Source organism: Burkholderia sp. M6-3 (assembly GCF_050858985.1).
Classification (GTDB): Bacteria; Pseudomonadota; Gammaproteobacteria; order Burkholderiales; family Burkholderiaceae; genus Paraburkholderia; species Paraburkholderia caledonica.
On the sequence record NZ_CP110091.1, the window covers coordinates 336,667 to 359,270 of the forward strand.

Below are 22,604 nucleotides of genomic sequence, written 5' to 3' on the forward strand. Positions count from 1 at the left end.
CGCCACTGTAAGTAATTTGATAACGGCAGGTCAACGCGGGATTACCCGACACTGTGGCGAGGCGCGTCGAAAGGAAAGGGCGGTGACGAAGCGGAGAATAGCGCGGAGGCCGCGGCGCGGCTGAGCGCGCCGGGTAGCAACTGGAAGAGTCGATCAGAGGATCACATAGACCTTGCGCATAGTCTCGTCCACTTCCCAGAGACCTTCGGTATTGGCTTCGAAAAACAGCGTGTCGCCGCTCGCAAAGTGGACCGTCTCCTCGTTGTCGGGCGTAAAGCGCCCGTGCCCGGCGATGATGTGCATCACTTCAGCCTGCTTGACCGAGCGGCGGTAAGTGCCGGCCGAGCATTCGAAGATGCCCGTGTCGATGGCTTCCGTTCCTTTGATCACCCGCTGCACGCCCGAGACGCGGATCGGCGTGGTGCCGGGCAGTCCAGCCGTGCCCCAGTCCTCCAGATTCTGCAGATTCACGCTTTGTTTGATTTGTTGAACCTTCATGGCTTTAGCCGCCTTATATAAATGCACGCGTCCGCTTACTGGCCGCTGGTTGAAGTGTTGGCAATGGTTTGTTCGATCTTGCCGAGGCGCACGACCGTCACGCCGGGGCGCAGCTGGCGCAGCGAAGGCATGACGAGCATGCAGTTGTCGTAAGGCGTGGTGACGGCTTCGCCGTTGGACCAGCCGATGACAGCGCCGGCTTCAGGAAAGATTTCGAGCCCGGTGTACGGCCCGGCGAAACGAAAGTCCATGCTCGTTGCGACGACCGGTTCCGTTACGCGCACGATGTGCTGCACAGGCGGCAACGGCGCGAGCCAGTCAGGCGGCAGATCGCTCTGGTCGACCACACCGGCGAGCAGCAGGAAACGCGCAGTCGTGTCGCGTGCCACTGCCACTGCAGTCTGTTCCCAGTGCTGCCCGCATTCGATCAGCAACGCGTTCTTCGGGCTGGCTGCGTCGCCAAAGCCTTCATAGTCGCGCATGCGGCGGCCTTCTGGATGGCCTTCGTCGCAAATCACGGTGGCCGGTGTGCCGAGCCGCGTGGCGAGATCGATGCCTTTTTGCAGCGGCCCGGCCACGATCAGCGGCTTGCTCTTCTCGTGCATCGAGTGCAGGTCGAGCAACAGGTCGACGCTGTCGATGACCGGCCGCATCGCCCGCGCGCGCGTTAGTTCGCTGGAGGTTCGCGACACATCGTCGAGCAGGGCGGCGGTCCAGACGCGGTTGAAGTCCTGATCGACGAACCGGGCGGCGTCCGGCTTCGCGGGATCGAAGCTCAGGTAAGCCGCGACATTCGCGAACGCGAGCGTGAGGCGCCCCCGGCGCGGGCGCAACGCGCGTCGCAGCAGGTCGTCCACGACAATCGCACCGCACACTTCGTTGCCGTGCGTGAGCGCGTTGATCATGACGTGCGGGCCGGGCACGCCGGAGTCGAACGTATGAACGTAGGCAATGCCCGACGGCGATTGTTCGTGTGCCGAGATGTCGGGGAACTCGACCTCGATGGGGTAGGTGTCCATGCTCATGCGAGAGTGTCCTGGCAAAAAGATTAGTGAGCTTCAGCCGAGTTTCGCGGCAATGGCCTGACCGACTTCGGTGGTGTTCGCCTTTCCGCCAAGGTCGCCGGTATGCGGGCCTTCAACGAGTGTCGCTTCGATCGCGGCCAGAATCGCGTCGTGTGCCTCACGCTCCTTGCCCTCGTGATTGCCGAGGAAGTCCAGCATCATCGCCGCGGACCAGATCATCGCGATCGGATTGGCGATGTTCTTCCCGGCGATGTCCGGCGCCGAGCCATGCACCGGCTCGAATAGCGAAGGAAACTTGCGGTCCGGGTTCAGATTGCCCGACGGCGCGAGCCCGATGGTGCCCGTGCACGCGGGACCGAGATCGGACAGGATGTCGCCGAACAGGTTGGTGGCCACCACCACGTCGAAGCGATCCGGGTTCAACACGAAGCGCGCGCAGAGAATGTCGATGTGCTGCTTGTCCCACGTGACGTCCGGGTACTGCGCCGCAATGCCGGCTGCGCATTTGTCCCACCACGGCATGCTGATCGCGATACCGTTGCTCTTGGTTGCAACGGTGATCTTCTTGCGCTCGCGACGTTGCGCAAGATCGAACGCGAACTTCAGCACGCGTTCGCTGCCGTGCCGCGTGAATACCGATTCCTGCAGTACGAACTCGCGCTCCGTGCCTTCGAACATCACGCCGCCTACCGACGAATACTCGCCTTCGGTGTTTTCACGCACGATCCAGAAGTCGATGTCGCCGGCCTTGCGCCCCGCGAGCGGCGACGGCACGCCGGCGAAAAGACGCGCCGGGCGCAGGTTGATGTACTGGTCGAATTCGCGGCGAAACTTGAGCAGCGAGCCCCACAGTGAAATATGGTCGGGCACCGTGTCGGGCCAACCTACCGCGCCGAACAGAATCGCGTCCGCCGATTGCAGTTGCGCCTTCCAGTCGTCGGGCATCATCTGGCCGTGCTTCGCGTAGTAGTCGCAGCTCGCCCATTCGATGTGCTGATACTCGAGTTCGATGCCAAAGCGCGCTTTCACCGTGTCGAGCACGCGAAGCGCTTCGGGCATGACTTCGACGCCGATGCCGTCGCCGGGAATGACAGCGATCCGATATTTTTTCGACATGTTGTGCTCCTCCATTAGGGCTAGTACTGATTCGATAACGGTTATTCTATTCTTGCAGTTTGGCTCTAAAATGATCGCTTTAGTTAAGCCACTGTGCACGATTCGTGTACAAACCTCCACGCCAGTGAGCGACCTATGAACGCCGCCCCGTCACCCGATCTCGGCGATTTGCGCGTGTTTTGCGAAGTCGCGCGCAAAGCCAGTTTCAGCGCGGCGGCGGAGGCGTTGTCCGTGTCCGCAGCTTATGTCAGCAAGCGGATCAATGTGCTGGAGACTACGCTCGGCACGCGTTTGTTGCACCGGTCCACGCGGCGCGTGGCGATCACGGAAGCCGGCGAGCGGGTCTATACGTGGGCCGAGAAGATTCTCGACGACGTCGATCAGCTGGTGGAAGACGTGTCGACCACGCGCCGTATTCCCGGCGGCAAGCTGCGTATATCCAGCAGCTTCGGTTTCGGCCGGCGCTTCGTTGCACCCGCGCTTGCGGGGTTTTCCGAACGTTATCCGCAGTTGAGCGTGCGCCTCGACCTGTTCGACCGGCTCGTCGATGTGGCCGGCGAGGGCTTCGATCTGGACATTCGTATTGGCGACGACATCGCGCCGCATCTGATCGCGCGGCGGCTCGCGTCCAATCATCGCGTGCTATGCGCGTCGCCCGATTACCTCGCGCGGCATGGCGCGCCGCGTCAGCTAGCCGATCTGTCGTCGCATGCGTGTCTCGCGATCAAGGAGCGCGATCATCCGTTCGGATTGTGGCGCTTGACCGTGCGCGGCGAGGCGGCGTCGATCAAGGTTACGGGACCGTTGTCGACCAATCATGGCGAGGTGGCAGTGCAATGGGCGCTGGCCGGACGCGGCATCGTGCTGCGTTCGATGTGGGACGTGCGGCCGCTGCTGGAAAGCGGGCAGTTGCAGCAGGTGTTGCCGGAGGTGACGCAGCCGGCAAACTTGTGGGCGGTGTATCCGGCGCGGCTCGCGCAGTCGGCGAAAGTGCGGGTCTGCGTGGACTTCCTCAGCGAGGAGTTCGCCCAGTGGAGCCCGCCGGAACACAGCGCCTGATAATGCCTAGTGATGATTCTGCGAGAACAACGTTTCGAGCGGATAGTGGCTCTTCACGAACGGCGACTTGATGATCACGTAGCTGAAGTACTTCTCAATGCCGATGTCGCGTTCCAGTAAGCCTTCAATAATGCTTTGGTAATGGCTCACGCTGCGGGTGACGAACTTGAGCAGGTAATCGTAGCCGCCGCTTGCGAGATGGCACTCGACGATCTCATCCACGTCGCGAATCGCATTCACGAACTTGGTGAAGTCTTCGCGCCGGTGATCGGCGAGCGTGACTTCGGTGAAAACGATCTGCACGTCGCCCAGTTTTTCGAGCTGGATTTGCGCACCATAGCCGATGATGTAGCCGGCTTTCTCCAGGCGCTTGACGCGAATCAGGCAGGGGCTGGGCGAAAGGCCAACCGCATCGGCAAGCTCGACGTTGGTTATGCGGCCTTTCTTCTGCAACTGCGAAAGTATGCGCAGGTCAATACGGTCCAGCTTGCAATCGCTGCTCATCGTAACGTTGTAGCTCCGGCGGTTGGGGTAAGGGGCTTAAGGCGCCCTCTACTCTAGCATGCAGCGGCAGTACTTTTGACCTGGTTCTTAGCCGCGTTTTTGCCGCTTAGCGCGGCCCGAACGTCGGGTTGCGCGAGCACGTCGTCCAGTGTTTTTTCGAGCCGCTCGAACATCATGTCGAAGTCCGATTCGGTGTACGAGAGTGCCGGTGCAAAGCCTAGAATGTTGTCGCCGAATGCGCGGAAAATCAGGCGGTTTTCATACGCCGCAGCGGCAATGCGCTCCGACAGCTTGAGTGCCGGGTCGAATTGCGCCTTGCTGTCCTTGTTGCTGACGAGTTCAAGCGCGCCGAGCAAGCCGCGGTGACGCGAGTCGCCCACCAGAGGATGCTCGAGCAACGCGTCGAGACCGCGCGCAAAACGCGGTGCACGCGCTGCGCCATTCGCAAGCAGCCCGCCTTCGTGATAAAGCCGCAGCACTTCGAGACCGATTGCCGCGCTGACCGGATGCGCGGAATACGTGTGACCGTGGCCGACAATCGCTTCGGCGTCGCCACCGGCAATGCCTTGATAGATTTCGTCAGACATCAGCACGGCACCCATCGGCGCGTAACCGGCGGTCAAACCCTTCGCGACGGTCATCAGGTCCGGCTCCACGCTCTCGCCCTGGCATGCGAAGAGCGGACCCGTGCGGCCGAAGCCCGTGATCACTTCATCGGCCAGGAACAGAATGCCCAACTTGCGGCAGCTTTCGCGCATTGCCTTCAGCCAGCCGACTGGCGGCACGATCACGCCGCCCGAGCCTTGAATCGGCTCGCAGAAGAACGCGGCGACATTGTCCGCGCCGAGTTCCGCGACCTTCGCTTCGAGCGCGGCGACCGACGCGGCGATTAGCGCGGCGTCGTCGGCGAAATTGCTGCGGTATGCATACGGTGACGGCAGGTGATGCTGGTTCGGCAGCGGCAGATCGAAATTGCGGTGGAACGCGGGCAATGCAGTGAGCCCCGCGCCCATGCTGGACGACCCGTGATAGCCGCGTTGCAACGCGATGATGTGCTTCTTCGACGGGCGGCCCGTCGCGTTGAAGTAATGCGTGATGAAGCGGATTGCCGAGTCGACCGCGTCCGAGCCGCCGAGTGTGAAGTACACATGTTGCAGCGACGCCGGTGCCACGCTCGCCAGTTTCTGTGCGAGTTCGATCGCAGGCTCAGAGCCAAAATGAAAATAGCTGGTCGCGTAGGGCAGCTTTTTCATTTGCGCGGTGGCGGCTTCGACAATGCTCTGCTGGCCGTAGCCCACGTTCACGCACCACAAGCCGGAGAAGGCGTCGAGCAGTTCATTGCCGGCCGCGTCGCGCAGAAACGCGCCGCTGGCGGATTCGAGAACCGTGACGCCGCGAGCTTCGTGCGCACGATAGTTGATGACAGGGTGAATCAGATGCTGGCGGTCGGCTTCAATGAGCGATTGAATCGGCATGATGGGTTCTCGTCGCGGGAAAGGGCTGTTGACGGTTCCATACTACTGATCCAGGGCGATCGCCCGCTTGCCTAAACAATTGCCTGAAAAGCGCGCGCGACGCGTTTTGATGCATGCCCTTAGCATTTTGTGCTGCGGACGTTGAAAAGTGCTGCCGGGCACATGTCCAGTGACATGTGTGCCGCTTAGTAGCCGCGCGTACGGTCGATCTGACCGAGCATCGGCAGACCTTCGCGATGACGGCGCAAGTTGTCGAGCACCACGTCGACGGCGGTATCGGGCCGCGTGGCGCTGGCGATATGCGGCGTGATGCGTACGCGTGGATGCGTCCACAACGGATGGCCGGCCGGCAAAGGCTCGGGATCCGTCACGTCGAGAATGGCGTTGAGCAGTTGACCGCTGTCGAGTGCTGCGAGCAAATCAGGCTGATTCAGTTGCGGGCCGCGCCCGGTTTGAATCAGCGATGCGCCGCGCGGCAGCCTGGCAAACAGGCTCGCGTCGAGCAGGCCGCGCGTGGCGGACGTGAGCGGCAACAGGCAAACGAGTATGTCGGTGCGGGCGAGAAACGCGTCGAGCGAGCCTTCGCCCGCATAGCATTCGACGCCTTCTATTTCACGCGGCGAGCGGCTCCAGCCTGCGCACGCGAAGCCAAAAAGGCGCAGCCGTTCCAGAACCCCGGTGCCGAGCACGCCGAGTCCGAGCACGCCGATGCGCCGTTGCGCAGCCGGCTTCAGCGGCAGTTCGCGCCACACTTGCTGTTGTTGCTGAAGACCGTAGTCGAACAGATCGCGATGAATCGTCAGCGCGGCCTGTGTGACGTATTCGACCATTCCTTCCACGATCCCTGGTTCGATCATCCGCACCACCGGCACATGTGCCGGCACGCCCGACAGATCGAATTGATCGATGCCCGCGCCCACCGAAAACACGACCTCCAGATTGGGAAACGTGAGCGTGGGATTGGCAGGCGGTTGCCAGGCGGCGAGATAGCGAATCGCGGCGGGATCGCCGTGATCGGGCCAGATATGAAACGGTAGGTCGGGCGCCTTCTCGGCGAAGAGTTTCGCCCATTGCGCCCCGCGCGCCGGGTCTGCTTTATAGAGGAAGGCCATGACGGGTCAGAAAATCGCCTGATTGATGATGCCGTATTGCACGCAACCTGTCGCCTTGGCCGCCACGCTCTCCGGCGCCGCGTTGCGCACCATTCTGACGACGGTGTCCACGCGCGGCAGGCCGAGCTGCTCCAGCCATTCGGTCAGACCGCTATCGCCTGGAGTATCGACGCGCACGAATACGCCTTCATTGAGCGCGAGCCAGTGGCTGATGAGCGCCTTCGCGCGGCTCGCATCGCCGGAAAGAGGCGCGACCACCGGGCCGATCGCAAAGCCGCGTCCGAAGCGGCGAAAGAGCGCGAAGCCGACGAGTTCGCCGTCGCGGTCGAGCGCAATGCCGTCGGCGTTCTCGAGCAGCGCGGGCAGGACCTCGCTGCGATCGAGGCCGCTTGCCTGCGAAGCCAGTTCCACGAGCCGCGCGGTGTCGCTTGAACCTAACGGACGCAGACGCTCGCCGGGCGGCAACGACACGAGCGGCGGCTGAAATGCCGCGCCCTGATGCTGGTCGAGCGTGCCGGCCGCGCGGAAGCCGAGCTTTTCGTAAAGCGGCTGACCGGCGGGGGTTGCGTGCAGGAACGTGATCCGGCCGCCGAGTTCTTCGAGCAGAAGCTCCATCAGCTTTCTGCCGATGCCGCGTCCTTGCCGCGCCGGCGACACGATCACCATGCCGAGCGACGCACGGTCCGCACCGTACTTCCAGCAAAGCGCCGTGCCGATTACGCCGCTCGCGTCTTCCGCGACGAAACCCACGCCGAGCTGCACGACGAATCTCCAGTCATCCGCGCGATGCGGCCATTTGAGTTCGACCGTCAACGCATGAGCGGCGTCTATGTCGTCGAGGGTAAAGCGTCTATAGGTAATCGAATCGGGCACGCCGCACTCCATGAATGGCTAAAGGCTTACGCGTCACTTTGTCATCCGGGGCGCGGTGTGACTAGGACGATCTTTCTATGTAACGCGCTCCAGAGGGCCACATTGCAATTCGATGCAAAACACCAGGTCTGGACATGCATTACAGGCGGGTTCTGCTGCGCGGCGAATTTTGTCGGCGACATATGCCGGGCACGCGGCTCTACGATTTTGTCATTGCGATGACCTGCTACCAACACATCGCATGCGTCTTTATCCAGTCACCACACAGGACACTTTCTCATGGACAGCTTCAATCCGGACGATGTCGAGATTCGCAGCGGCCATTTCATCGGCGGCGAGTACGTGGAAGGCGGGCAGCACGGCGCGCGCCGCATGGACGTAGCGCGGCCGTCGGACGGCGTGGTCTACGCGAGCGTGCCGGTGGCCGATGCCGACATGGTGGACCGCGCGGTGCAGAACGCGTGGCAGGCGTTTCGCACCAGCGGCTGGGCGCGCATGGCGCCACGTGAGCGCGCGAAGATCATGCGCCGTTTTGCCGATCTGGTCGAAGCCGACGCGCCCGCGCTCGGCCGCCTTGAAGCGCTCGGCTCGACCCGTCCGGTCGCGCAAGCTGTGTCGTGGGACGTGCCCTTCACCGCGGAAGGCATCCGCTTCTACGCGGAGTTCGCCGACAAGCTTGGCGGCGATGTCGCGGCTACCGACCACGACCATCTCGGCATGACGATCGCCGAGCCATACGGCGTGATCGGCGCAATCGCGCCGTGGAATTTCCCGCTCGTAATGGCTTCGTGGAAGATCGCACCAGCGCTTGCCGCGGGTAATGCCGTCGTGTTGAAACCATCGGAGATGACACCGTTCTCCGTGCTGCGCCTCGCCGAGCTGGCCGTGCAGGCGGGCGTGCCGGCGGGCATGTTCAATGTGGTGCAGGGCGACGGACGCACGACTGGCGACGAACTGGTGCGTCATCCGAAGATCAGCAAGGTCACGTTCACCGGCTCGACTCGCACCGGTGCGTCGATCATGTCGGCGTGCGCGATGAGCGGCACCAAGCCCGTCACCCTCGAACTGGGCGGCAAGAGTCCGCAAATCGTATTCGCCGATGCGCCGCGTCTTGACGACGTGGCGCGCCGTATCGCAGGAGCGATTACCGGCAACGCGGGGCAGGTGTGCGTGGCTGGTTCGCGGCTGCTCGTCGAGCGCAGCCTCGCTGAACCGCTTGCCGAGCGTATCGGCAGGATCTTCGCCGAATTGAAACCGGGTGCGACCTGGGCGGCGGGCACGACGCTCTCGCCGATCATCTCCGAGCCGCAGGCGGCTCGCATTGAAAGCATCGTGGGCCGCACGATCGACGCGGGCGCAACGCTGCGTTACGGCGGCGCGCGTGCCCAGGCAGGCGGCGGATCTTCAGGCGCGTTCTACACGCCGACCTTGCTGACCGATGTCACCGCCAGCTCCGATGCCGTGCGCGAAGAAGTATTCGGCCCGGTCCTCACGCTGCAAACCTTCGACACCGAAGAAGAAGCGCTCGCGCTCGCACAGCATCCCGAATACGGGCTCGCGGCCGGCGTGCATACCGCCGACCTCGGCCGGGCGCTGCGTTTCGTGCGCGGACTCGAAGCGGGCACCGTGTGGGTCAACCGGTATGGCCGCACGTCCGACTTCATGATCCCGACGGGCGGCTACAAGCGTTCGGGCATCGGCAAGGATCTGGGACGCCAGGCTTACGAGGCCAACCTGCGCTTCAAGAGCGTGCTGATCGATCTGCGGCAATGACGGGCGCCCGCGTGCACGTTCGGCCCACGCGAGCCAAGCCTGGCAAGGCTTCCAGCCGGTAACCGCAGACTGTGCTGCGCAACGGCCTCAAAACGAATGGTTTGTGTCACAAGCAGCGCGCGAATCAGGAACATCTATGTTTTTGCGCTGATTAAATCTTTTACAGGAATGAGCTTTCCCTGTTTTCGCCAATGAGCTCGACGCGAGTTCACTATCACGATAGGACTGCACCATGATCGAATTCGAACCGAAATACATTACCTTCGACTGCTACGGCACGCTGACCAAATTCCGCATGGCCGACATGACGCGCGAACTGTACGGCCACATTCTGAAGGCCGACGACCTCGAAAAGCTGGTCGCGTTCTACGCCGGCTATCGCCGCGACGAAGTGCTGGGCGCATGGAAGCCGTATCGCGATGTCGTGGTGAATGCGCTGCGCCGTGCGTGCGCGCGCATGAATGTCGAATTCAATGAAGCCGGTGCGCAGAAGATCTATGAAGCAGTGCCGACGTGGGGTCCGCATCCGGACGTGCCCGAGGGTCTTTCGCGCCTTGCAAAGAAGTACAAGCTCGTGATTCTGTCGAACGCGTCGAATGACCAGATCCAGAGCAACGTCGACAAGCTCGGCGCGCCGTTCCATGCAGTGTTCACGGCAGAGCAGGCGCAATCGTACAAGCCGCGCATGCAGGGCTTCGAGTACATGTTCGACAAGCTGAACTGCAATCCGGAAGACGTGTTGCACGTGTCGTCGAGCCTGCGCTACGACCTCATGACCGTGCACGACATGGGCGTCAAGCATAAGGCCTTCATCAACCGCGGTCATGAACCGTCGACGCCGTATTACCAGTACTACGAAGTCGACGGCATTCCGGGGCTGGCCGCCGAACTCGGCCTGTAAGCATCTGCCGAACAAAGGACACACCGGATGAAGCTCGAATCCTATTGGCTCGACACCGCGCCGCCGTTCGTCACGGCGTGTGAAGGCCCGGTCGACGGCCTCGCCGACGTGGTGGTGATCGGCGCGGGTTTCACCGGCTTGTCGGCGGCGCTGGCGTTGGGTAAGCGCGGCGCGTCGGTAACGGTGGTGGACGCTGGGCGCGTCGGCGGCGGTGCATCCGGCCGCAACGGCGGGCAGGTGAATACGGGCGTCGCGCAAGACTTCGTCGCGCTCGCCGCGCAACTCGGTATCGAGCGCGCCAGCGCGTGTTACCGCGCGTTTGCGGATGCCGTCGATACGGTCGAGCGTCTGATCCGCGAAGAGCAGATCGACTGCGACTACATGGCGACCGGCAAGCTGAAGCTTGCGTCGAAGCCGCATCATCTCGCGCATCTGGGGAAGACCGCCGAGCTGATTCGCCGCACGGTAGACACCGACATTGAACTGATCGACGGAGAACGTATTCGCAGCGAGGTTCAGTCCGACAGTTTTCATGGCGGATTACTGCAGCGTCACGGCGGTCAGATGCATATGGGCAAGTTCACGGTCGGGCTCGCCGAGGCCGCGGTTCGTCGCGGTGCGAAGCTGTATGAAAACGCGGCGGTCACGTCGATCGTGAAAGACGGCGGCGCGCATCGCGTCGTCACCACGCGCGGCGAAGTGCGTGCGAAGCAGGTGTTGATCGCAACCGGCCCGTCGCGCCATGGACCGTTCGGCTGGTATCGGCGGCGTCTTGCTCCGGTCGGGTCGTTCATCGTGGTCACCGAGCCTTTGCCGCCGGAACTGTTGGCGAAGGTGCTGCCGAACCGGCGCGCTTATACGACCACGCGCCTGATGCATAACTACTTCCGCGTGACACCCGACTCGCGCCTGCTGTTCGGCGGCCGGGCGCGTTTCACGGCGTCGGAGCGTCCGTCCGATGCGAAGAGCGGGCGCATCCTGCAACAAGGTCTGGCCGCGATGTTTCCGATGCTGTCGGGTGCGCGCATCGACTATTGCTGGGGCGGTCTGGTGGACATCAGCGCCGACCGTCTCCCGCACGCCGGGCAACACGACGGCATTTATTTTTCGATGGGTTACAGCGGCCACGGCACGCAGATGTCCACACACATGGGTCAGGTGATGGCGGACGTCATGGACGGCCGCGAAGACCGCAACCCGTGGGGCGAGTCGGAATGGGCCGCAATACCGGGCCACACCGGCAAGCCCTGGTTCCTGCCGCTCGTGGGGACGTACTACCGTATCAAAGACATCTTTTATTGAAGTCCTGTTGTTGTGTTTGTTATTGAGCCCCACGCAGTCATCACAACTGCCCACCCTTGCGGAGAAGTTCGATGGATAAGGAAAACTCGAAACACGGCGCTTATAACCTCGGTAACGGGTTGGAGCAATTGACAGCCCGGGGCGCGTCGCGACGCGATGTGCTGCGCGCGATGGCCGCGGCCGGGATGATGTCGATGACGGGCGCCGGGCTGCTTAGCGCAAGCGGCGCTGCACTCGCGCAGGCGGCGCCCAGGCAGGGCGGCAAGATTCGCGTGGCGACACAGTCGGCGTCCGCGTCTGACACGCTCGATCCCGCGAAAGGGGCGCTCGCCACCGACTATGTTCGTTGCAACATGTTCTACAACGGCTTGACCGAACTCGACTCGCATCTCGGCGCGAAGATGGCACTCGCCACGTCGCTCGATACGAAAGACGCGACCGTGTGGGTCGTCAAGCTGCGCAACGGCGTGCAGTTTCACGACGGCAAGTCGCTCGCGCCCGCCGATGTCGTCTATTCGATCATGCGCCACAAGGACCCGGCGACAGCGTCGAAGGCCAAGACGCTCGCCGATCAGATCAAGGAAGTGAAGGCCACGGGTCCGGACGAAGTGACGATCACGCTCGAAGGCGCGAACGCCGACTTGCCGGTGATCCTCGCCACGTCGCACTTCCTCATCATCAAGGACGGCACCAAGGACTTCAAAACGGCTGTCGGCACCGGTCCGTTCAAGGTCAAGGAATTCTCGCCGGGCGTTCGCACGGTCGGCGTGAAGAACGAGAAATACTGGAAGCCGGGCCTGCCGCATCTGGACGAGGTCGAACTGATCGGCATCGGCGACGAGTCGGCACGCGTGAACGCGCTGCTTTCCGGCGACGTGCAGCTGATCAACGCGGTCAGCCCGCGCTCGGCGCCGCGCATCAAAGGCACGGGCGGCTTCTCCGTGCTGGAAACAAAAACCGGCCAGTACACGGACCTGATCGTTCGCGACGAAGGCGGCATTACCGGCACCGACGATTTTCGGCGAGGCATGATGTACCTGCAGGATCGTGAGCAGATTCGCCGCGCGGTCTTTCAGGGCTACGGCGCGATCGGCAACGATCAGCCGATCGATCCGACCAACAAGTACTACCTGGCCGGTTTGCCGCAACGCAAATTCGATCTGGACAAGGCGAAGTATCACTTCCAGAAGGCAAAGGTCGGCAGCACGCCGATCCAGATTTTCGCTTCGCCGGCGGCTGAAGGTTCGGTCGAAATGGCAATGCTGCTTCAGCAGATCGGGCCGCAAGCGGGTTTGAACCTGCAGGTAACGCGCGTGCCGGCGGACGGCTACTGGTCGAATCACTGGATGAAGCATCCGCTCGGTTACGGTTCCGTCAACGCGCGCCCGAGCGCCGATGTGCTGCTCACGCAGTTCTTCAAGTCGGACGCGCCATGGAACGAGGCGAACTGGAAGAGTGCGAAGTTCGACCAGTTGCTGGTCGCAGCGCGTGGTGAACCGGACGAAGCCAAGCGTAAGCAGATCTACGGCGATATCCAGGTGCTCGTGCATGAAAACGGCGGCATCGGCATTCCGCTGTTCCAGAGTTCGCTCGATGCCTATACGAGCAAGCTCAAGGGCCTCGGCTCGATTCCGCTTGCAGGGCTGATGGGTTTTGCATTTGCTGAAAACGTCTGGCTAGAGGCGTAATGTAAAGGCGCTCCGGTTCGGTGAACCGGGGCGCCGTTTCCCCCGCAATACGCAATGCGCGCCATCCGCGCCAAAGTGCACCGGCTCGCCGTTGCGACGCGGCGCGCATGTTGCAAAAAAGGAGGCGACTTTCAATGAAAGCACACGCGCAACGACTCATTGCCGCGCGCCTCGGCCTCGCGCTGCTCACGCTCCTGCTGGTCTCGGCCATCGTGTTCGGCGTGACGGGCCTGCTTCCCGGCGACGCCGCGCAACAGGCGCTCGGCCAGGCGGCCACGCCGGAGGCCGTCGCCGCCCTGCGGCATCAGTTCGGGCTCGATCAACCCGCGCTGCAACGCTACTTCGAGTGGCTCTTTCATATTGTGACCGGCAACTTCGGCACCTCGCTGTCCAACAATCTGCCCGTTAGCCAGCTGATCGCGACGCGCCTGCCGAACTCGCTCGTGCTCGCCGGCTTGACCGCCGTAGTGTCGGTGCCGGTCGCGCTGGTAATCGGTATCGCGTCGGCGATGTTTCGTGGCTCGCTGCTCGACCGTGCGCTCAATGTGCTGACGCTGTCGACCGTTGCCGTTCCCGAGTTTCTGGTCGCGACGGTCGCAGTGTTGATCTTCGCCGTGAAGCTGCGGTGGCTGCCCGCGCTGTCGTACCTGTCCGAGGTGAATTCGTTTGGCGCGCTGCTGCGCATCTACGCGATGCCAGTCATGACGCTGTGTTGCGTGATCGTCGCGCAGATGGCACGCATGACGCGCGCGGCGGTGCTCGATCAGCTTAACTCGTCGTATGTGGAAATGGCGTTGCTCAAGGGCGCCTCGCCGGGCCGCGTGGTGTTGCGGCATGTGCTGCCGAACACCATTGGGCCGATTGCCAATGCGGTCGCGCTGAGCCTTTCGTATCTGTTCGGCGGCGTGGTGATCGTCGAATCGATCTTCAATTATCCCGGCCTTGCGAGCCTGATGGTCGACGCCGTGACGAATCGCGACATGCCGCTCGTGCAAGGCTGCGTGATGGTGTTTTGCGCCGCGTATCTCGCGCTCGTGCTGATCGCGGATCTGTGTCAGATCGTATCCAACCCGAGGCTGCGTCGATGATGAGCCGACCTACCAATCCCCACGTTCCTCACGCCGGCACCGAGCTATACGACGTCAGCCGCGATGAACTCGTCGCCGAGACGCCACCCGTCGAAGTGGCGGGCGCGAAGCACAACGTGTTGCAACGCCTCGTGCAGCGCTTTTCGGTGCTCGGCCTGCTTGGCCTGCTCATCGTCCTGTTCTGGCTGCTGGTGGCTTTCGTCGGGCCGCTGGTCGCGCCATACAAAGGCGGCGCGCTGACGTCGACGGAAATCTTCGGCCGCTACAGCGCAGCCTATCCGCTCGGCACGGATTATCTCGGCCGCGACATGCTAAGCCGCGTTCTGTACGGCGCGCGCTATACGGTGGGCCTCGCGCTCGCCGCCGCGTTGCTCGCGAGCGTAATCGGCACGTTCTTCGGACTGCTCGCGGCGGTGTCCGGCAAATGGGTGGATGAAGTGCTGAGCCGCCTGTTCGATGCGCTGATTTCGATCCCGAGCAAGGTGCTCGCGCTCGTCGTGATCGCGGCGTTCGGATCGTCGATCACGATGCTCACCACAGTTGCCGCGCTCGCATATATTCCAGGCGCATTTCGTATCTCACGTTCGCTCGCATTGAACCTGATGGGACTGGAATACGTGCAGGTGGCCCGCGCACGCGGCGAAGGCCTGCTGTATATCGCGCGCGTCGAAGTGCTGCCGAACATGATCCATCCGATGCTCGCGGATTTCGGGCTGCGCTTCGTGTTCATCGTGCTGTTGTTGAGCGGCCTGAGCTTTCTCGGCCTCGGCGTGCAGCCGCCTAACGCCGACTGGGGTTCGCTCGTGCGCGAGAACATCGGCGGCTTGTCGGAAGGCGCGCCCGCAGTCCTGATGCCGGCGGTGGCGATTGCCACGCTGACCATCGGCATGAATCTACTGATCGACAACTTGCGGCGTCGCAGCCGTAGCCACGGAGACGCATGATGGCCGACCGGCACATGATTGAAGTGAAGGGGCTGCGTGTCGTCGCGGGCGCGGCGCACGGGCCGGTGACGGAGATCGTCAAGGGCGTCGACTTTTCGGTGGCGAAGGGCGAGGTGCTCGCGCTGATCGGCGAGTCTGGTTCGGGCAAGACGACCATTGCGCTGTCGCTGCTCGGCTATGCTCGCGCGGGCTGCTCGATCAGCGGCGGCTCGGTGCGCATCGGCGGCGTCGACGTGCTGTCGCTCGACGCCCGGGGACGCCGCGCGTTGCGCGCGCGCACAGTCGCATATGTCGCGCAGAGCGCGGCGGCCGGCTTCAATCCGGCGCGCACGATCATGGATCAGGTCACCGAGCCTGCGCTGCTGCATCAGTTGATGACCAAAGACGCCGCACGGACCAAAGCAATCGGGCTCTTTCGCGCGCTTGCGTTGCCTGCGCCGGAGACCATCGGCGAACGGTATCCGCATCAGGTATCCGGCGGCCAGTTGCAGCGCTTGATGGCCGCGATGGCGCTGATTACCGATCCGGCTGTCGTCGTGTTCGACGAACCGACTACCGCGCTCGACGTCACCACGCAAATCGAAGTGCTCGCCGCTTTCAAGAAGGTGGTGCGCGAACTCGGCACGACTGCTGTGTATGTGTCGCACGATCTTGCAGTCGTCGCGCAGATGGCCGATCGCATCGTCGTGCTGAACGGCGGTGCGGTCAAGGAGAACGGCGCGGTCGCCCAGGTACTCGACGCGCCCGTCGACGCCTACACTCGCCAGCTGCTCGCCGCGACGCGCCGCCCGGAAGCGTCATTCGACACGCCGCCAGAAGAAGCAAAGCGCGTCGCGCCGCTGCTGGAAATCCGCGGACTGTCTGCGGGTTATGGCCGCATCGACCGTTCCGGCGTGCCCGCCGTGCGGGTGCTCGATGACGTGAGTCTCACCATCGCCCGTGGTAGCGCGCTCGGCGTGATCGGCGAATCGGGCTCGGGCAAGACGACGCTCGCGCGCGTGGTCGCGGGTCTCGTCGACCGCGCACGCGGCGACGTGCTGTTCAATGGCGAGCCGCTGCCGGCGCAACTGTCGCGCCGCACGACCGAGCAGTACCGGCAGATCCAGATCGTATTTCAGAATGCGGACACCGCGCTGAATCCGAGCCATTCGATTGCGGAGATTCTGGGCCGGCCGCTCGCGTTTTATCACCATCTGCGTGGCGCCGCTGCAAAGAAACGCATGCTCGCGCTGCTCGATCTGGTGAAGCTGCCGGCTTCCATCGCGACTCGCACGCCTGCCGGTTTGTCCGGCGGCCAGAAGCAGCGCGTCAATCTGGCGCGCGCGCTCGCCGCCGATCCGGCGTTGATTCTCTGCGACGAAGTGACCTCCGCGCTCGACACGGTGGTCGGCGCGGCGATTCTCGATCTGCTCGCCGAATTGCGGCGCGAGCTTGGCGTGTCGTACATGTTCATCAGCCACGACATTTCCACCGTGCGCGCGATCTGCGACGAAGTGATCGTGCTGTACGCGGGTCAACGGGTCGAAGCGGGACAGCGCGACGTGCTCGCCGCGCCGCCGTATCACCCGTACACGGAGTTGCTCGTGGATTCGGTGCCCGAACTAAGACCCGGCTGGCTCGACGCGCGGCGTCACGTGGCTGCTTGCGCATTGCCCGCGATGGGCGAGAGCGCCGACGTGCCCGAACTCTGTTCGTTCCGGTCACGTTGCCCCGTGCGAATCGACGGTATGTGCAATATGACCGCGCCGTCGCTCAAGAAACTTCCTTCCGGCGCAGAGATTCTTTGCCACCATTCGGCGGCCGAGCTGAGCCGTTTGCAAACCCTGGAGACGATCCCGGCATGAACCAGCGATTTGTGCGGTTAGCGGAAACCGGTCGCAAGACCTTCCCGATTACCGTCGACGGTGTGCTACGCGAAGCCGCCGAAGGCGACACGCTGATGGTCGCGTTGCTCACGAGCGGAACCACGTTGCGCGATTCCGAATTCGGCGATGGCCGCCGCGCCGGCTTCTGTCTGATGGGCGCGTGTCAGGACTGCTGGGTGTGGACCGCGCAAGGCGAGCGTATGCGCGCATGCAGCACGCCGGCGGCGCCCGGCATGTCGATCGTGACGAAACTGGCCGAAGCCGGGGAGGGCGTATGGCCCCGCGTGTAATCGTGATCGGCGCGGGACCGGCGGGGGTGCGTGCCGCTGAGGCGCTCGTCGAAGCCGGGCTGCGTCCCACCGTTATCGACGAAGGCCGGCGCGACGGCGGACAGATATACCGGCGTCAGCCTGAAGGTTTCTCGCGCAGCTATGACACGCTTTATGGCACGGAGGCGGAACGCGCCGCTTCGTTGCACCAGAGCTTCGATTCGCTGAGAAGCAGGCTCGACTATCTGTCTGAAACGCTCGTATGGAATATCTCGGCGAATGCGGTGCACACAGTGAGCGGCACACGTTACGGCACGCTGCCGTTCGACGCGCTGATCATTTGCAGCGGCGCAACCGATCGGCTCATGCCCGTCAAAGGCTGGCATCAGGCGGGCACCTATAGCCTTGGCGGCGCGCAGGTCGCGCTGAAATCACAAGGCTGCGCAATCGGCTCGCGCATCGTAATGATGGGCAGCGGGCCTCTGCTGTATCTCGTGTCTGCGCAATATGTGAAGGCGGGTGCGCAGATCGCAGCAGTGCTCGACACGTCGACCTTCATGCAGCGCATCGCCGCATTGCCGCGCTTGCTCGCGATTCCCGCCGCGCTCAAGAAGGGCATTGCGTTGACGCGCGTGTTGTCGAAAGCGCGCGTGCCGGTTTATCGCGGCGTGCAGCCTCTGGAGATCAAAGGTTCCCCGCAAACCGGCGTGAGCGCCGTGGAAGCGGCGCTGCCGGGCGGCAAGCGCGTCGAGTTAGCGTGCGATGCGGTCGCGCTCGGCTATCACTTGCGCCCGGAAACACAACTTGCGGATCTGGCCGGTTGCCGCTTTGTTTTCGACGACGAAGCGCAGCAGTGGCTCGCGCAAGTGGACAACGACGGCCGCAGTAGCGTCAAAGGCGTCTATCTCGCGGGCGACGGCGCGCGCGTGCGCGGCGCGGACGCGGCGGAACGTTCCGGCCGCCTCGCGGCGCTCGCCGTCATGCACGACCATGGCATGCAGACGGAAGGCATGAAAGACATCGACGGCTTGCGCGCTGAACTGGCGCACTTCTCACGCTTTGCCGCGGGCTTGCGCGAAGCGTTTCCGTGGCCGGCGAAGTTCGCTGCAACGCTGCCGGACGAGACCATTGTTTGCCGCTGCGAAGCGATTACTGCGGGCGAGTTGCGTCGCGTCGTATACGAGGCGGGTGCGCGGGAGGCCAATCGCGCAAAGGCGTTTTCGCGCGTCGGCATGGGGCGTTGCCAAGGGCGCTATTGCGCTCACGCGGGCGCGGAGATCATTGCGGCGGCCGCTTGCGTGCCGTTGTCGTCGGTGGGACGGTTGCGCGGCCAGGCGCCCGTCAAGCCGCTGCCTGTTGCACTCACCGAGGCACTCACCGAGGAGGTGACGCAATGACCGCGGCCACTCGCAACGAAGCGGACGTCATCGTGATCGGCGGCGGCATCATGGGCACCACGACGACGTTCTTCCTGAGCCGGCGCAATCGCTCGGTGATTCTGCTGGAACGCGGTCTCACGGGGCAGCAGGCGAGCGGTGTGAACTTTGGCGGTATTCGGCGGCAAGGCCGCGCATTGCCGCAACTGGCGATGGCCAACCGCGCGTTGCGTACGTGGCAGCGTTCGGTTGAATTGCTCGGCGACGATGTCGAGTTTCTGCCGGTCGGCCATACGCGCGTGTGCTATCACCAGAAAGATGTCGAGAATTTCGATCAGTACGCGATCGACGCGCGCGCTCACGGGCTGGAGCTCGAAGTGCTGCACGGCGAAGCAATGTTCCGGCGCTTTCCCTTTCTTGGACGCGAAGTGCTGGCTGCGTCCATCTCGCCGCTCGACGGCCATGCGAATCCGCGACTGGCCGCACCGGCATTCGGACGCGCGGCGGCGCGGCTCGGCGCGCAGGTGATCGAGAACACGGAGATCGTGCGCGTCGAAAAAGACGGCGACCGTTTTCGCGTGGAAAGCGCGCAGGGCGACGTATACCGCGCCGCGCAACTGGTCATATGTGCGGGCGCCTGGGCGACGCGTCTTACCGAACAATTCGGCGAGGGTGCCCCGCTTACCGTGAGCGGTCCGCAAATGTGCGTGACGGAGCCAGTGCCCTACGTGTTCAAATCGTCGATGGGCGTGTTCACGTCCATCAAGCAGGAAGGCATCTACTTCCGGCAGATTCCGCGCGGCAATATCATCGTTGGCGGCGGTCCCGCCGGGCCGGCCGATCCGGTGACGAGCCGCGCGTCGGTCCTGCCCCAGAACACGGTGCGTCAGCTCGCGCAGATGCGGCGGCTCGTCCCCGCGCTCGCGCCGTTGCATGTGATTCGCGTGTGGAGCGGCGTCGAGAGTTATCTGCCCGATGGCGAACCGGTGATCGGGCCGAGCAGCAAGGTCGACGGTCTTTTCTATGCATTCGGCTTCAACGGCGCCGGGTTTCAGATTGGGCCGGGTGTCGGCGAGACGATGGCGGAGCTCGTCGATACGGGCAGCACGCCGATTCCACTGGACAAGTTCGCCATTCAGCGTTTCGCAAAAGAACCAGCGCCTCGCTCGAGCATCGTGACGTCATGAAACAGTCCATCACCCTCAATGCCGCGCGGGCTTTCATCGAAGCTCATTTCAACGAGCCGGTGACGCTCGCGCAACTCGCGGCACTGTCCGCGCTCAGCGTGTCGCGCTTCGCGACGGTGTTCAGGCAGCAATACGGTTCTTCGCCGTATCGCTATCTGTGCGGCGTGCGGATTCAGCGGGCTCAGACGATGCTGCTTGAAGGCGTGCCCGGCTCGGTGGTCGCCACCGAGGTCGGTTTCTTCGACCAAAGCCATTTTGGCCGGCACTTCAAACGATGCTGCGGCATGACACCCAGCATGTTCATTCAACGCGCGACGGCCAGTACTGGCAATGCGGGCAAGCAATGCAACGTGAGCGCGAAAGCTAGCGCGGTGCGTTCAGCTTCCGCCATAAGGTCGTCTTGCTGATGCCGAGGGCGTCGCAAACGGCGTCGCGGTCGCCGCCGTGCGCGGCAAGGGCGGCACGGATCTCGTCGGCTTCCACATGACGGCTGCGTTCGCGCAACGTGAGCGCGGCTTTCTTTGAGCGCGTGTGGTGCGGCTCGATAACTTCGGGCGCGATCGTGCGCAGCATGTCGCGTGTAATGAGCGGTTGCGCAATTGCGCCGTTCCCGCCCGGCGTGATTCGTGCGCCGGCGTCCGCGTGCAGTTCCACGTCCGTCTCGGTCTCCATCTCCGCAAGCTCGACCGCGATACGCTCGACCACGTTCTGCAATTCCCTCACATTGCCGGGCCACGCATAGCGCTGCAACGGTTCCGCGAGCCCGGCAAGAATGCGTTCAGCAGCGGCGGCGTCGGGCAGGCGCGCGGCGAGCCTCGGCTCACGCGCTGCGGCTTGCAATAACAACTCAACGGCGAGCGGAATCAGGTCCGTTGGACGCTCGCGCAGCGGCGGCAGCGCAATGCTGAGAATGTTGAGCCGGTAATACAGATCGGCGCGGAAAGTGCCGGCTTCGATGCCCGCGGTCAACGCACGGTGCGTCGCCGCGACAACACGAATGTCGACGCGCGTGGGCTCCGTCGAACCGAGTCTCACGACTTCCCGCTCCTGCAGCACGCGCAACAAGCGGCTTTGCAACGAGAGCGGCATTTCGCCGATTTCATCGAGAAACAGCGTGCCGCGATGCGCGACTTCAATCAGCCCCGCCTTGCCGCCTTTGCGCGCGCCGGTGAACGCGCCTTCTTCGTATCCGAACAGCTCGCTTTCCAGTAAGGCTTCGGGAAAGGCGCCGCAATTAATGGCGACGAACGCGAAGTCGCGCCGCGCGCTCAGGTGATGCATGCTTTGCGCGACCATTTCCTTGCCGGTGCCGCTCTCGCCGAGAATCAACACGGTGGCGTCCGACCTTGCGTAACGCTGCACGAGCGCGCGCACCCGTTGCATGGGCTCCGACGCGCCGACCATGTCTTCAAGCCGATACCGCGCGCTGAACTGCTGCACACGCTGACGCGAGCGCAATGTGCGGTCGAGCCGCTCGACTGCGCGCGATTCCTGGAAAGTCAGCACCGTGCCCGCCGCGGCTCCGCTTGTTGCAAGCGGCCCGCGATGCACCACATAGCTCGCGCCGCGTACCGTGCAGAACGCGTCGCCGTCCGAATCGGGCAGGCTGCCGTCGAGATCCGGTGCAAGGTCGAGAAACACGCGGCCCACTGCTTTTGCCGGGTCGATGCCCAGCACGGCGGCAAGACGCTGGTTCATCGCTTCTACGCGGCCTTCCGAGTCGAGCGCGACGACGCCGTCGCGCAAGTGTTGGAGCAGGTTGTCGAGCCGTTGACGGCGGATCGTTTCGCGCCGCGTGGCTTGCGCGACTTCGAGCGCCGTGTCGAAACCGGCGCGCACCGACGCGCGTGAGTAGAGAAATACGGCGCCCATGCCGGCGTTCGCGGCCAGGTCGGTCACGAGGCCTGGGCCGACCACCACGTCCACGCCCCGATCGCGTAGATCGAGCACGACGCTTTCCGCGTCTTGCGCCGACTGATGCGAGGCGAACGTCACGTCGAGCCCGAATGCGGTGACGAAGCGGCGAACCTCGTCGGGCGTATTGCCGTGTGTGACCAGCGCGACTTTCGAGCCGTCGCGGCGAGCGCGCGCGAGCGCGTGCATCACGTCGAAACCCGTTGGCGTAATCATCACGACCGGCACGGCTACGCGCGTTTTCAGATATGCGCCGTTCGAGCCGCCCGCAATGACGACATCAGGACGCGACGCTCCTGCGGCCTCGATCTCGCGAACAGCGTCTTCGAAACCTTGCGCAACGATACGCAGGTCGGCGCGCTCCACATATTCGCCGGCGATGTCGAAAAACAGGTCGCGCAGGCGGCTGATGCTGAGCGCCCAGATGCGCGGGCGCTGGACAGGGTCGAAAGGGGTTGTGCTCACGGCAGTGACGCGCGGTGCGCTCTCGATTGGCTAGATGCGGTCATTATGCGCGCATCCATTTCAAAAATGAAACCGGTGTATTTCATGAGTGAAATCACAGGCATTTCGCGGAAGGCGTGATCTCCGTCGAAACAGGCACTTAGCGCCCGCTGAAGCACATGGCCCGATCT

20 protein-coding genes are annotated in these 22,604 nt (G+C 63.5%); 12 read left to right on the forward strand and 8 right to left on the reverse strand.

The features are described 5' to 3' along the window. Positions 1 to 153: 153 nt before the first annotated feature. The 3 genes from OH764_RS18820 to OH764_RS18830 are packed head-to-tail and all read right to left on the reverse strand — an operon-like array spanning position 154 to position 2,639. Positions 154 to 498: a cupin domain-containing protein gene (locus tag OH764_RS18820; protein WP_498850302.1), complete on the reverse strand. Its 345-nt coding sequence runs from the start codon at positions 496 to 498 to the stop codon at positions 154 to 156. A 35-nt stretch (positions 499 to 533) separates the two neighbouring features. Then, positions 534 to 1,523: a M14 family metallopeptidase gene (locus OH764_RS18825; RefSeq protein ID WP_498850303.1), complete on the reverse strand. Its 990-nt coding sequence runs from the start codon at positions 1,521 to 1,523 to the stop codon at positions 534 to 536. A gap of 33 nt (positions 1,524 to 1,556) precedes the next feature. Beyond that, positions 1,557 to 2,639, reverse strand: a complete 1,083-nt coding sequence (locus OH764_RS18830) for a tartrate dehydrogenase (RefSeq protein ID WP_027780318.1) — start codon at positions 2,637 to 2,639, stop codon at positions 1,557 to 1,559. A 135-nt stretch (positions 2,640 to 2,774) separates the two neighbouring features. Between OH764_RS18830 and OH764_RS18835 the strand changes: the two genes are divergently transcribed. Then, positions 2,775 to 3,698 carry a LysR substrate-binding domain-containing protein gene (locus tag OH764_RS18835; RefSeq protein ID WP_020071325.1) on the forward strand — a complete coding sequence of 308 codons (924 nt, stop codon included), beginning with the start codon at positions 2,775 to 2,777 and terminating at the stop codon, positions 3,696 to 3,698. 6 nt (positions 3,699 to 3,704) lie between these two features. Here OH764_RS18835 and OH764_RS18840 read toward each other — a convergent pair whose 3' ends face one another. The 4 genes from OH764_RS18840 to OH764_RS18855 all read right to left on the reverse strand — a co-directional run bounded on the left by OH764_RS18840 (position 3,705) and on the right by OH764_RS18855 (position 7,674). Then, a complete protein-coding gene (locus OH764_RS18840) occupies positions 3,705 to 4,202 on the reverse strand; it encodes an Lrp/AsnC family transcriptional regulator (protein ID WP_020071324.1) in 498 nt (165 codons plus the stop codon). Positions 4,203 to 4,255: 53 nt separating this feature from the next. Then, positions 4,256 to 5,677: an aspartate aminotransferase family protein gene (locus OH764_RS18845; RefSeq protein WP_498850304.1), complete on the reverse strand. Its 1,422-nt coding sequence runs from the start codon at positions 5,675 to 5,677 to the stop codon at positions 4,256 to 4,258. A 185-nt stretch (positions 5,678 to 5,862) separates the two neighbouring features. Further along, positions 5,863 to 6,789 carry a 2-hydroxyacid dehydrogenase gene (locus OH764_RS18850; protein WP_498850305.1) on the reverse strand — a complete coding sequence of 309 codons (927 nt, stop codon included), beginning with the start codon at positions 6,787 to 6,789 and terminating at the stop codon, positions 5,863 to 5,865. 6 nt (positions 6,790 to 6,795) lie between these two features. After that, positions 6,796 to 7,674, reverse strand: coding sequence for a GNAT family N-acetyltransferase (locus OH764_RS18855; protein WP_498850306.1), 879 nt, complete (start codon positions 7,672 to 7,674; stop codon positions 6,796 to 6,798). Positions 7,675 to 7,941: 267 nt separating this feature from the next. Here OH764_RS18855 and OH764_RS18860 point away from each other — a divergent pair, with 267 nt between their 5' ends. The 11 genes from OH764_RS18860 to OH764_RS18910 all read left to right on the forward strand — a co-directional run bounded on the left by OH764_RS18860 (position 7,942) and on the right by OH764_RS18910 (position 20,462). Further along, positions 7,942 to 9,435 (forward strand): aldehyde dehydrogenase family protein, encoded by a 1,494-nt coding sequence (locus OH764_RS18860; protein ID WP_498850307.1) that lies wholly within the window; start codon positions 7,942 to 7,944, stop codon positions 9,433 to 9,435. A 232-nt stretch (positions 9,436 to 9,667) separates the two neighbouring features. After that, positions 9,668 to 10,336 carry a haloacid dehalogenase type II gene (locus OH764_RS18865; RefSeq protein ID WP_027780324.1) on the forward strand — a complete coding sequence of 223 codons (669 nt, stop codon included), beginning with the start codon at positions 9,668 to 9,670 and terminating at the stop codon, positions 10,334 to 10,336. 27 nt (positions 10,337 to 10,363) lie between these two features. Beyond that, complete coding sequence (locus OH764_RS18870) at positions 10,364 to 11,638, forward strand: NAD(P)/FAD-dependent oxidoreductase (RefSeq protein ID WP_498850308.1); 1,275 nt, start codon at positions 10,364 to 10,366, stop codon at positions 11,636 to 11,638. Positions 11,639 to 11,709: 71 nt separating this feature from the next. Then, the gene (locus OH764_RS18875) at positions 11,710 to 13,326 is read left to right on the forward strand and encodes an ABC transporter substrate-binding protein (protein ID WP_498850309.1); all 1,617 of its coding nucleotides are present in this window, start codon (positions 11,710 to 11,712) and stop codon (positions 13,324 to 13,326) included. A 134-nt stretch (positions 13,327 to 13,460) separates the two neighbouring features. Beyond that, positions 13,461 to 14,414: an ABC transporter permease gene (locus OH764_RS18880; protein WP_498850310.1), complete on the forward strand. Its 954-nt coding sequence runs from the start codon at positions 13,461 to 13,463 to the stop codon at positions 14,412 to 14,414. Then, entirely contained in the window at positions 14,411 to 15,358 is a 948-nt protein-coding gene (locus OH764_RS18885; RefSeq protein ID WP_498850311.1) for an ABC transporter permease, read from the forward strand. The genes OH764_RS18880 and OH764_RS18885 overlap by 4 nt, the downstream gene beginning before the upstream one ends. Beyond that, positions 15,358 to 17,202 (forward strand): ABC transporter ATP-binding protein, encoded by a 1,845-nt coding sequence (locus OH764_RS18890; protein ID WP_498851239.1) that lies wholly within the window; start codon positions 15,358 to 15,360, stop codon positions 17,200 to 17,202. Before OH764_RS18885 ends, OH764_RS18890 begins: the two co-directional genes overlap by 1 nt. Continuing rightward, the gene (locus OH764_RS18895) at positions 17,199 to 17,513 is read left to right on the forward strand and encodes a (2Fe-2S)-binding protein (protein ID WP_498850312.1); all 315 of its coding nucleotides are present in this window, start codon (positions 17,199 to 17,201) and stop codon (positions 17,511 to 17,513) included. Before OH764_RS18890 ends, OH764_RS18895 begins: the two co-directional genes overlap by 4 nt. Then, positions 17,498 to 18,889, forward strand: coding sequence for an FAD/NAD(P)-dependent oxidoreductase (locus OH764_RS18900; protein WP_498850313.1), 1,392 nt, complete (start codon positions 17,498 to 17,500; stop codon positions 18,887 to 18,889). Before OH764_RS18895 ends, OH764_RS18900 begins: the two co-directional genes overlap by 16 nt. After that, entirely contained in the window at positions 18,886 to 20,055 is a 1,170-nt protein-coding gene (locus tag OH764_RS18905; protein ID WP_498850314.1) for an NAD(P)/FAD-dependent oxidoreductase, read from the forward strand. Before OH764_RS18900 ends, OH764_RS18905 begins: the two co-directional genes overlap by 4 nt. Next, on the forward strand, positions 20,052 to 20,462 hold the full coding sequence (locus OH764_RS18910; RefSeq protein WP_498850315.1) for a helix-turn-helix domain-containing protein: 411 nt from the start codon (positions 20,052 to 20,054) through the stop codon (positions 20,460 to 20,462). The genes OH764_RS18905 and OH764_RS18910 overlap by 4 nt, the downstream gene beginning before the upstream one ends. Here OH764_RS18910 and prpR read toward each other — a convergent pair. Beyond that, positions 20,419 to 22,434, reverse strand: a complete 2,016-nt coding sequence (gene prpR, locus OH764_RS18915) for a propionate catabolism operon regulatory protein PrpR (protein WP_498850316.1) — start codon at positions 22,432 to 22,434, stop codon at positions 20,419 to 20,421. The two genes, OH764_RS18910 and prpR, sit on opposite strands and share 44 nt — an antisense overlap. Between the last annotated feature and the right edge of the window lie 170 nt (positions 22,435 to 22,604).

What these genes read in the sequence shown, in the direction of transcription:
- OH764_RS18860 (WP_498850307.1), top strand. Translation starts at nt 7,942, where the DNA reads ATGGACAGCTTCAATCCGGACGATGTCGAGATTCGCAGCGGCCATTTC.
- OH764_RS18895 (WP_498850312.1), top strand. Translation starts at nt 17,199, where the DNA reads ATGAACCAGCGATTTGTGCGGTTAGCGGAAACCGGTCGCAAGACCTTC.
- OH764_RS18855 (WP_498850306.1), bottom strand. Translation starts at nt 7,674, where the DNA reads ATGGAGTGCGGCGTGCCCGATTCGATTACCTATAGACGCTTTACCCTC.
- OH764_RS18840 (WP_020071324.1), bottom strand. Translation starts at nt 4,202, where the DNA reads ATGAGCAGCGATTGCAAGCTGGACCGTATTGACCTGCGCATACTTTCG.
- OH764_RS18825 (WP_498850303.1), bottom strand. Translation starts at nt 1,523, where the DNA reads ATGAGCATGGACACCTACCCCATCGAGGTCGAGTTCCCCGACATCTCG.
- OH764_RS18870 (WP_498850308.1), top strand. Translation starts at nt 10,364, where the DNA reads ATGAAGCTCGAATCCTATTGGCTCGACACCGCGCCGCCGTTCGTCACG.
- OH764_RS18850 (WP_498850305.1), bottom strand. Translation starts at nt 6,789, where the DNA reads ATGGCCTTCCTCTATAAAGCAGACCCGGCGCGCGGGGCGCAATGGGCG.
- OH764_RS18835 (WP_020071325.1), top strand. Translation starts at nt 2,775, where the DNA reads ATGAACGCCGCCCCGTCACCCGATCTCGGCGATTTGCGCGTGTTTTGC.
- OH764_RS18830 (WP_027780318.1), bottom strand. Translation starts at nt 2,639, where the DNA reads ATGTCGAAAAAATATCGGATCGCTGTCATTCCCGGCGACGGCATCGGC.
- OH764_RS18875 (WP_498850309.1), top strand. Translation starts at nt 11,710, where the DNA reads ATGGATAAGGAAAACTCGAAACACGGCGCTTATAACCTCGGTAACGGG.
- OH764_RS18910 (WP_498850315.1), top strand. Translation starts at nt 20,052, where the DNA reads ATGAAACAGTCCATCACCCTCAATGCCGCGCGGGCTTTCATCGAAGCT.
- OH764_RS18820 (WP_498850302.1), bottom strand. Translation starts at nt 498, where the DNA reads ATGAAGGTTCAACAAATCAAACAAAGCGTGAATCTGCAGAATCTGGAG.
- OH764_RS18905 (WP_498850314.1), top strand. Translation starts at nt 18,886, where the DNA reads ATGACCGCGGCCACTCGCAACGAAGCGGACGTCATCGTGATCGGCGGC.
- OH764_RS18890 (WP_498851239.1), top strand. Translation starts at nt 15,358, where the DNA reads ATGGCCGACCGGCACATGATTGAAGTGAAGGGGCTGCGTGTCGTCGCG.
- OH764_RS18900 (WP_498850313.1), top strand. Translation starts at nt 17,498, where the DNA reads ATGGCCCCGCGTGTAATCGTGATCGGCGCGGGACCGGCGGGGGTGCGT.
- OH764_RS18865 (WP_027780324.1), top strand. Translation starts at nt 9,668, where the DNA reads ATGATCGAATTCGAACCGAAATACATTACCTTCGACTGCTACGGCACG.
- OH764_RS18885 (WP_498850311.1), top strand. Translation starts at nt 14,411, where the DNA reads ATGATGAGCCGACCTACCAATCCCCACGTTCCTCACGCCGGCACCGAG.
- OH764_RS18845 (WP_498850304.1), bottom strand. Translation starts at nt 5,677, where the DNA reads ATGCCGATTCAATCGCTCATTGAAGCCGACCGCCAGCATCTGATTCAC.
- OH764_RS18880 (WP_498850310.1), top strand. Translation starts at nt 13,461, where the DNA reads ATGAAAGCACACGCGCAACGACTCATTGCCGCGCGCCTCGGCCTCGCG.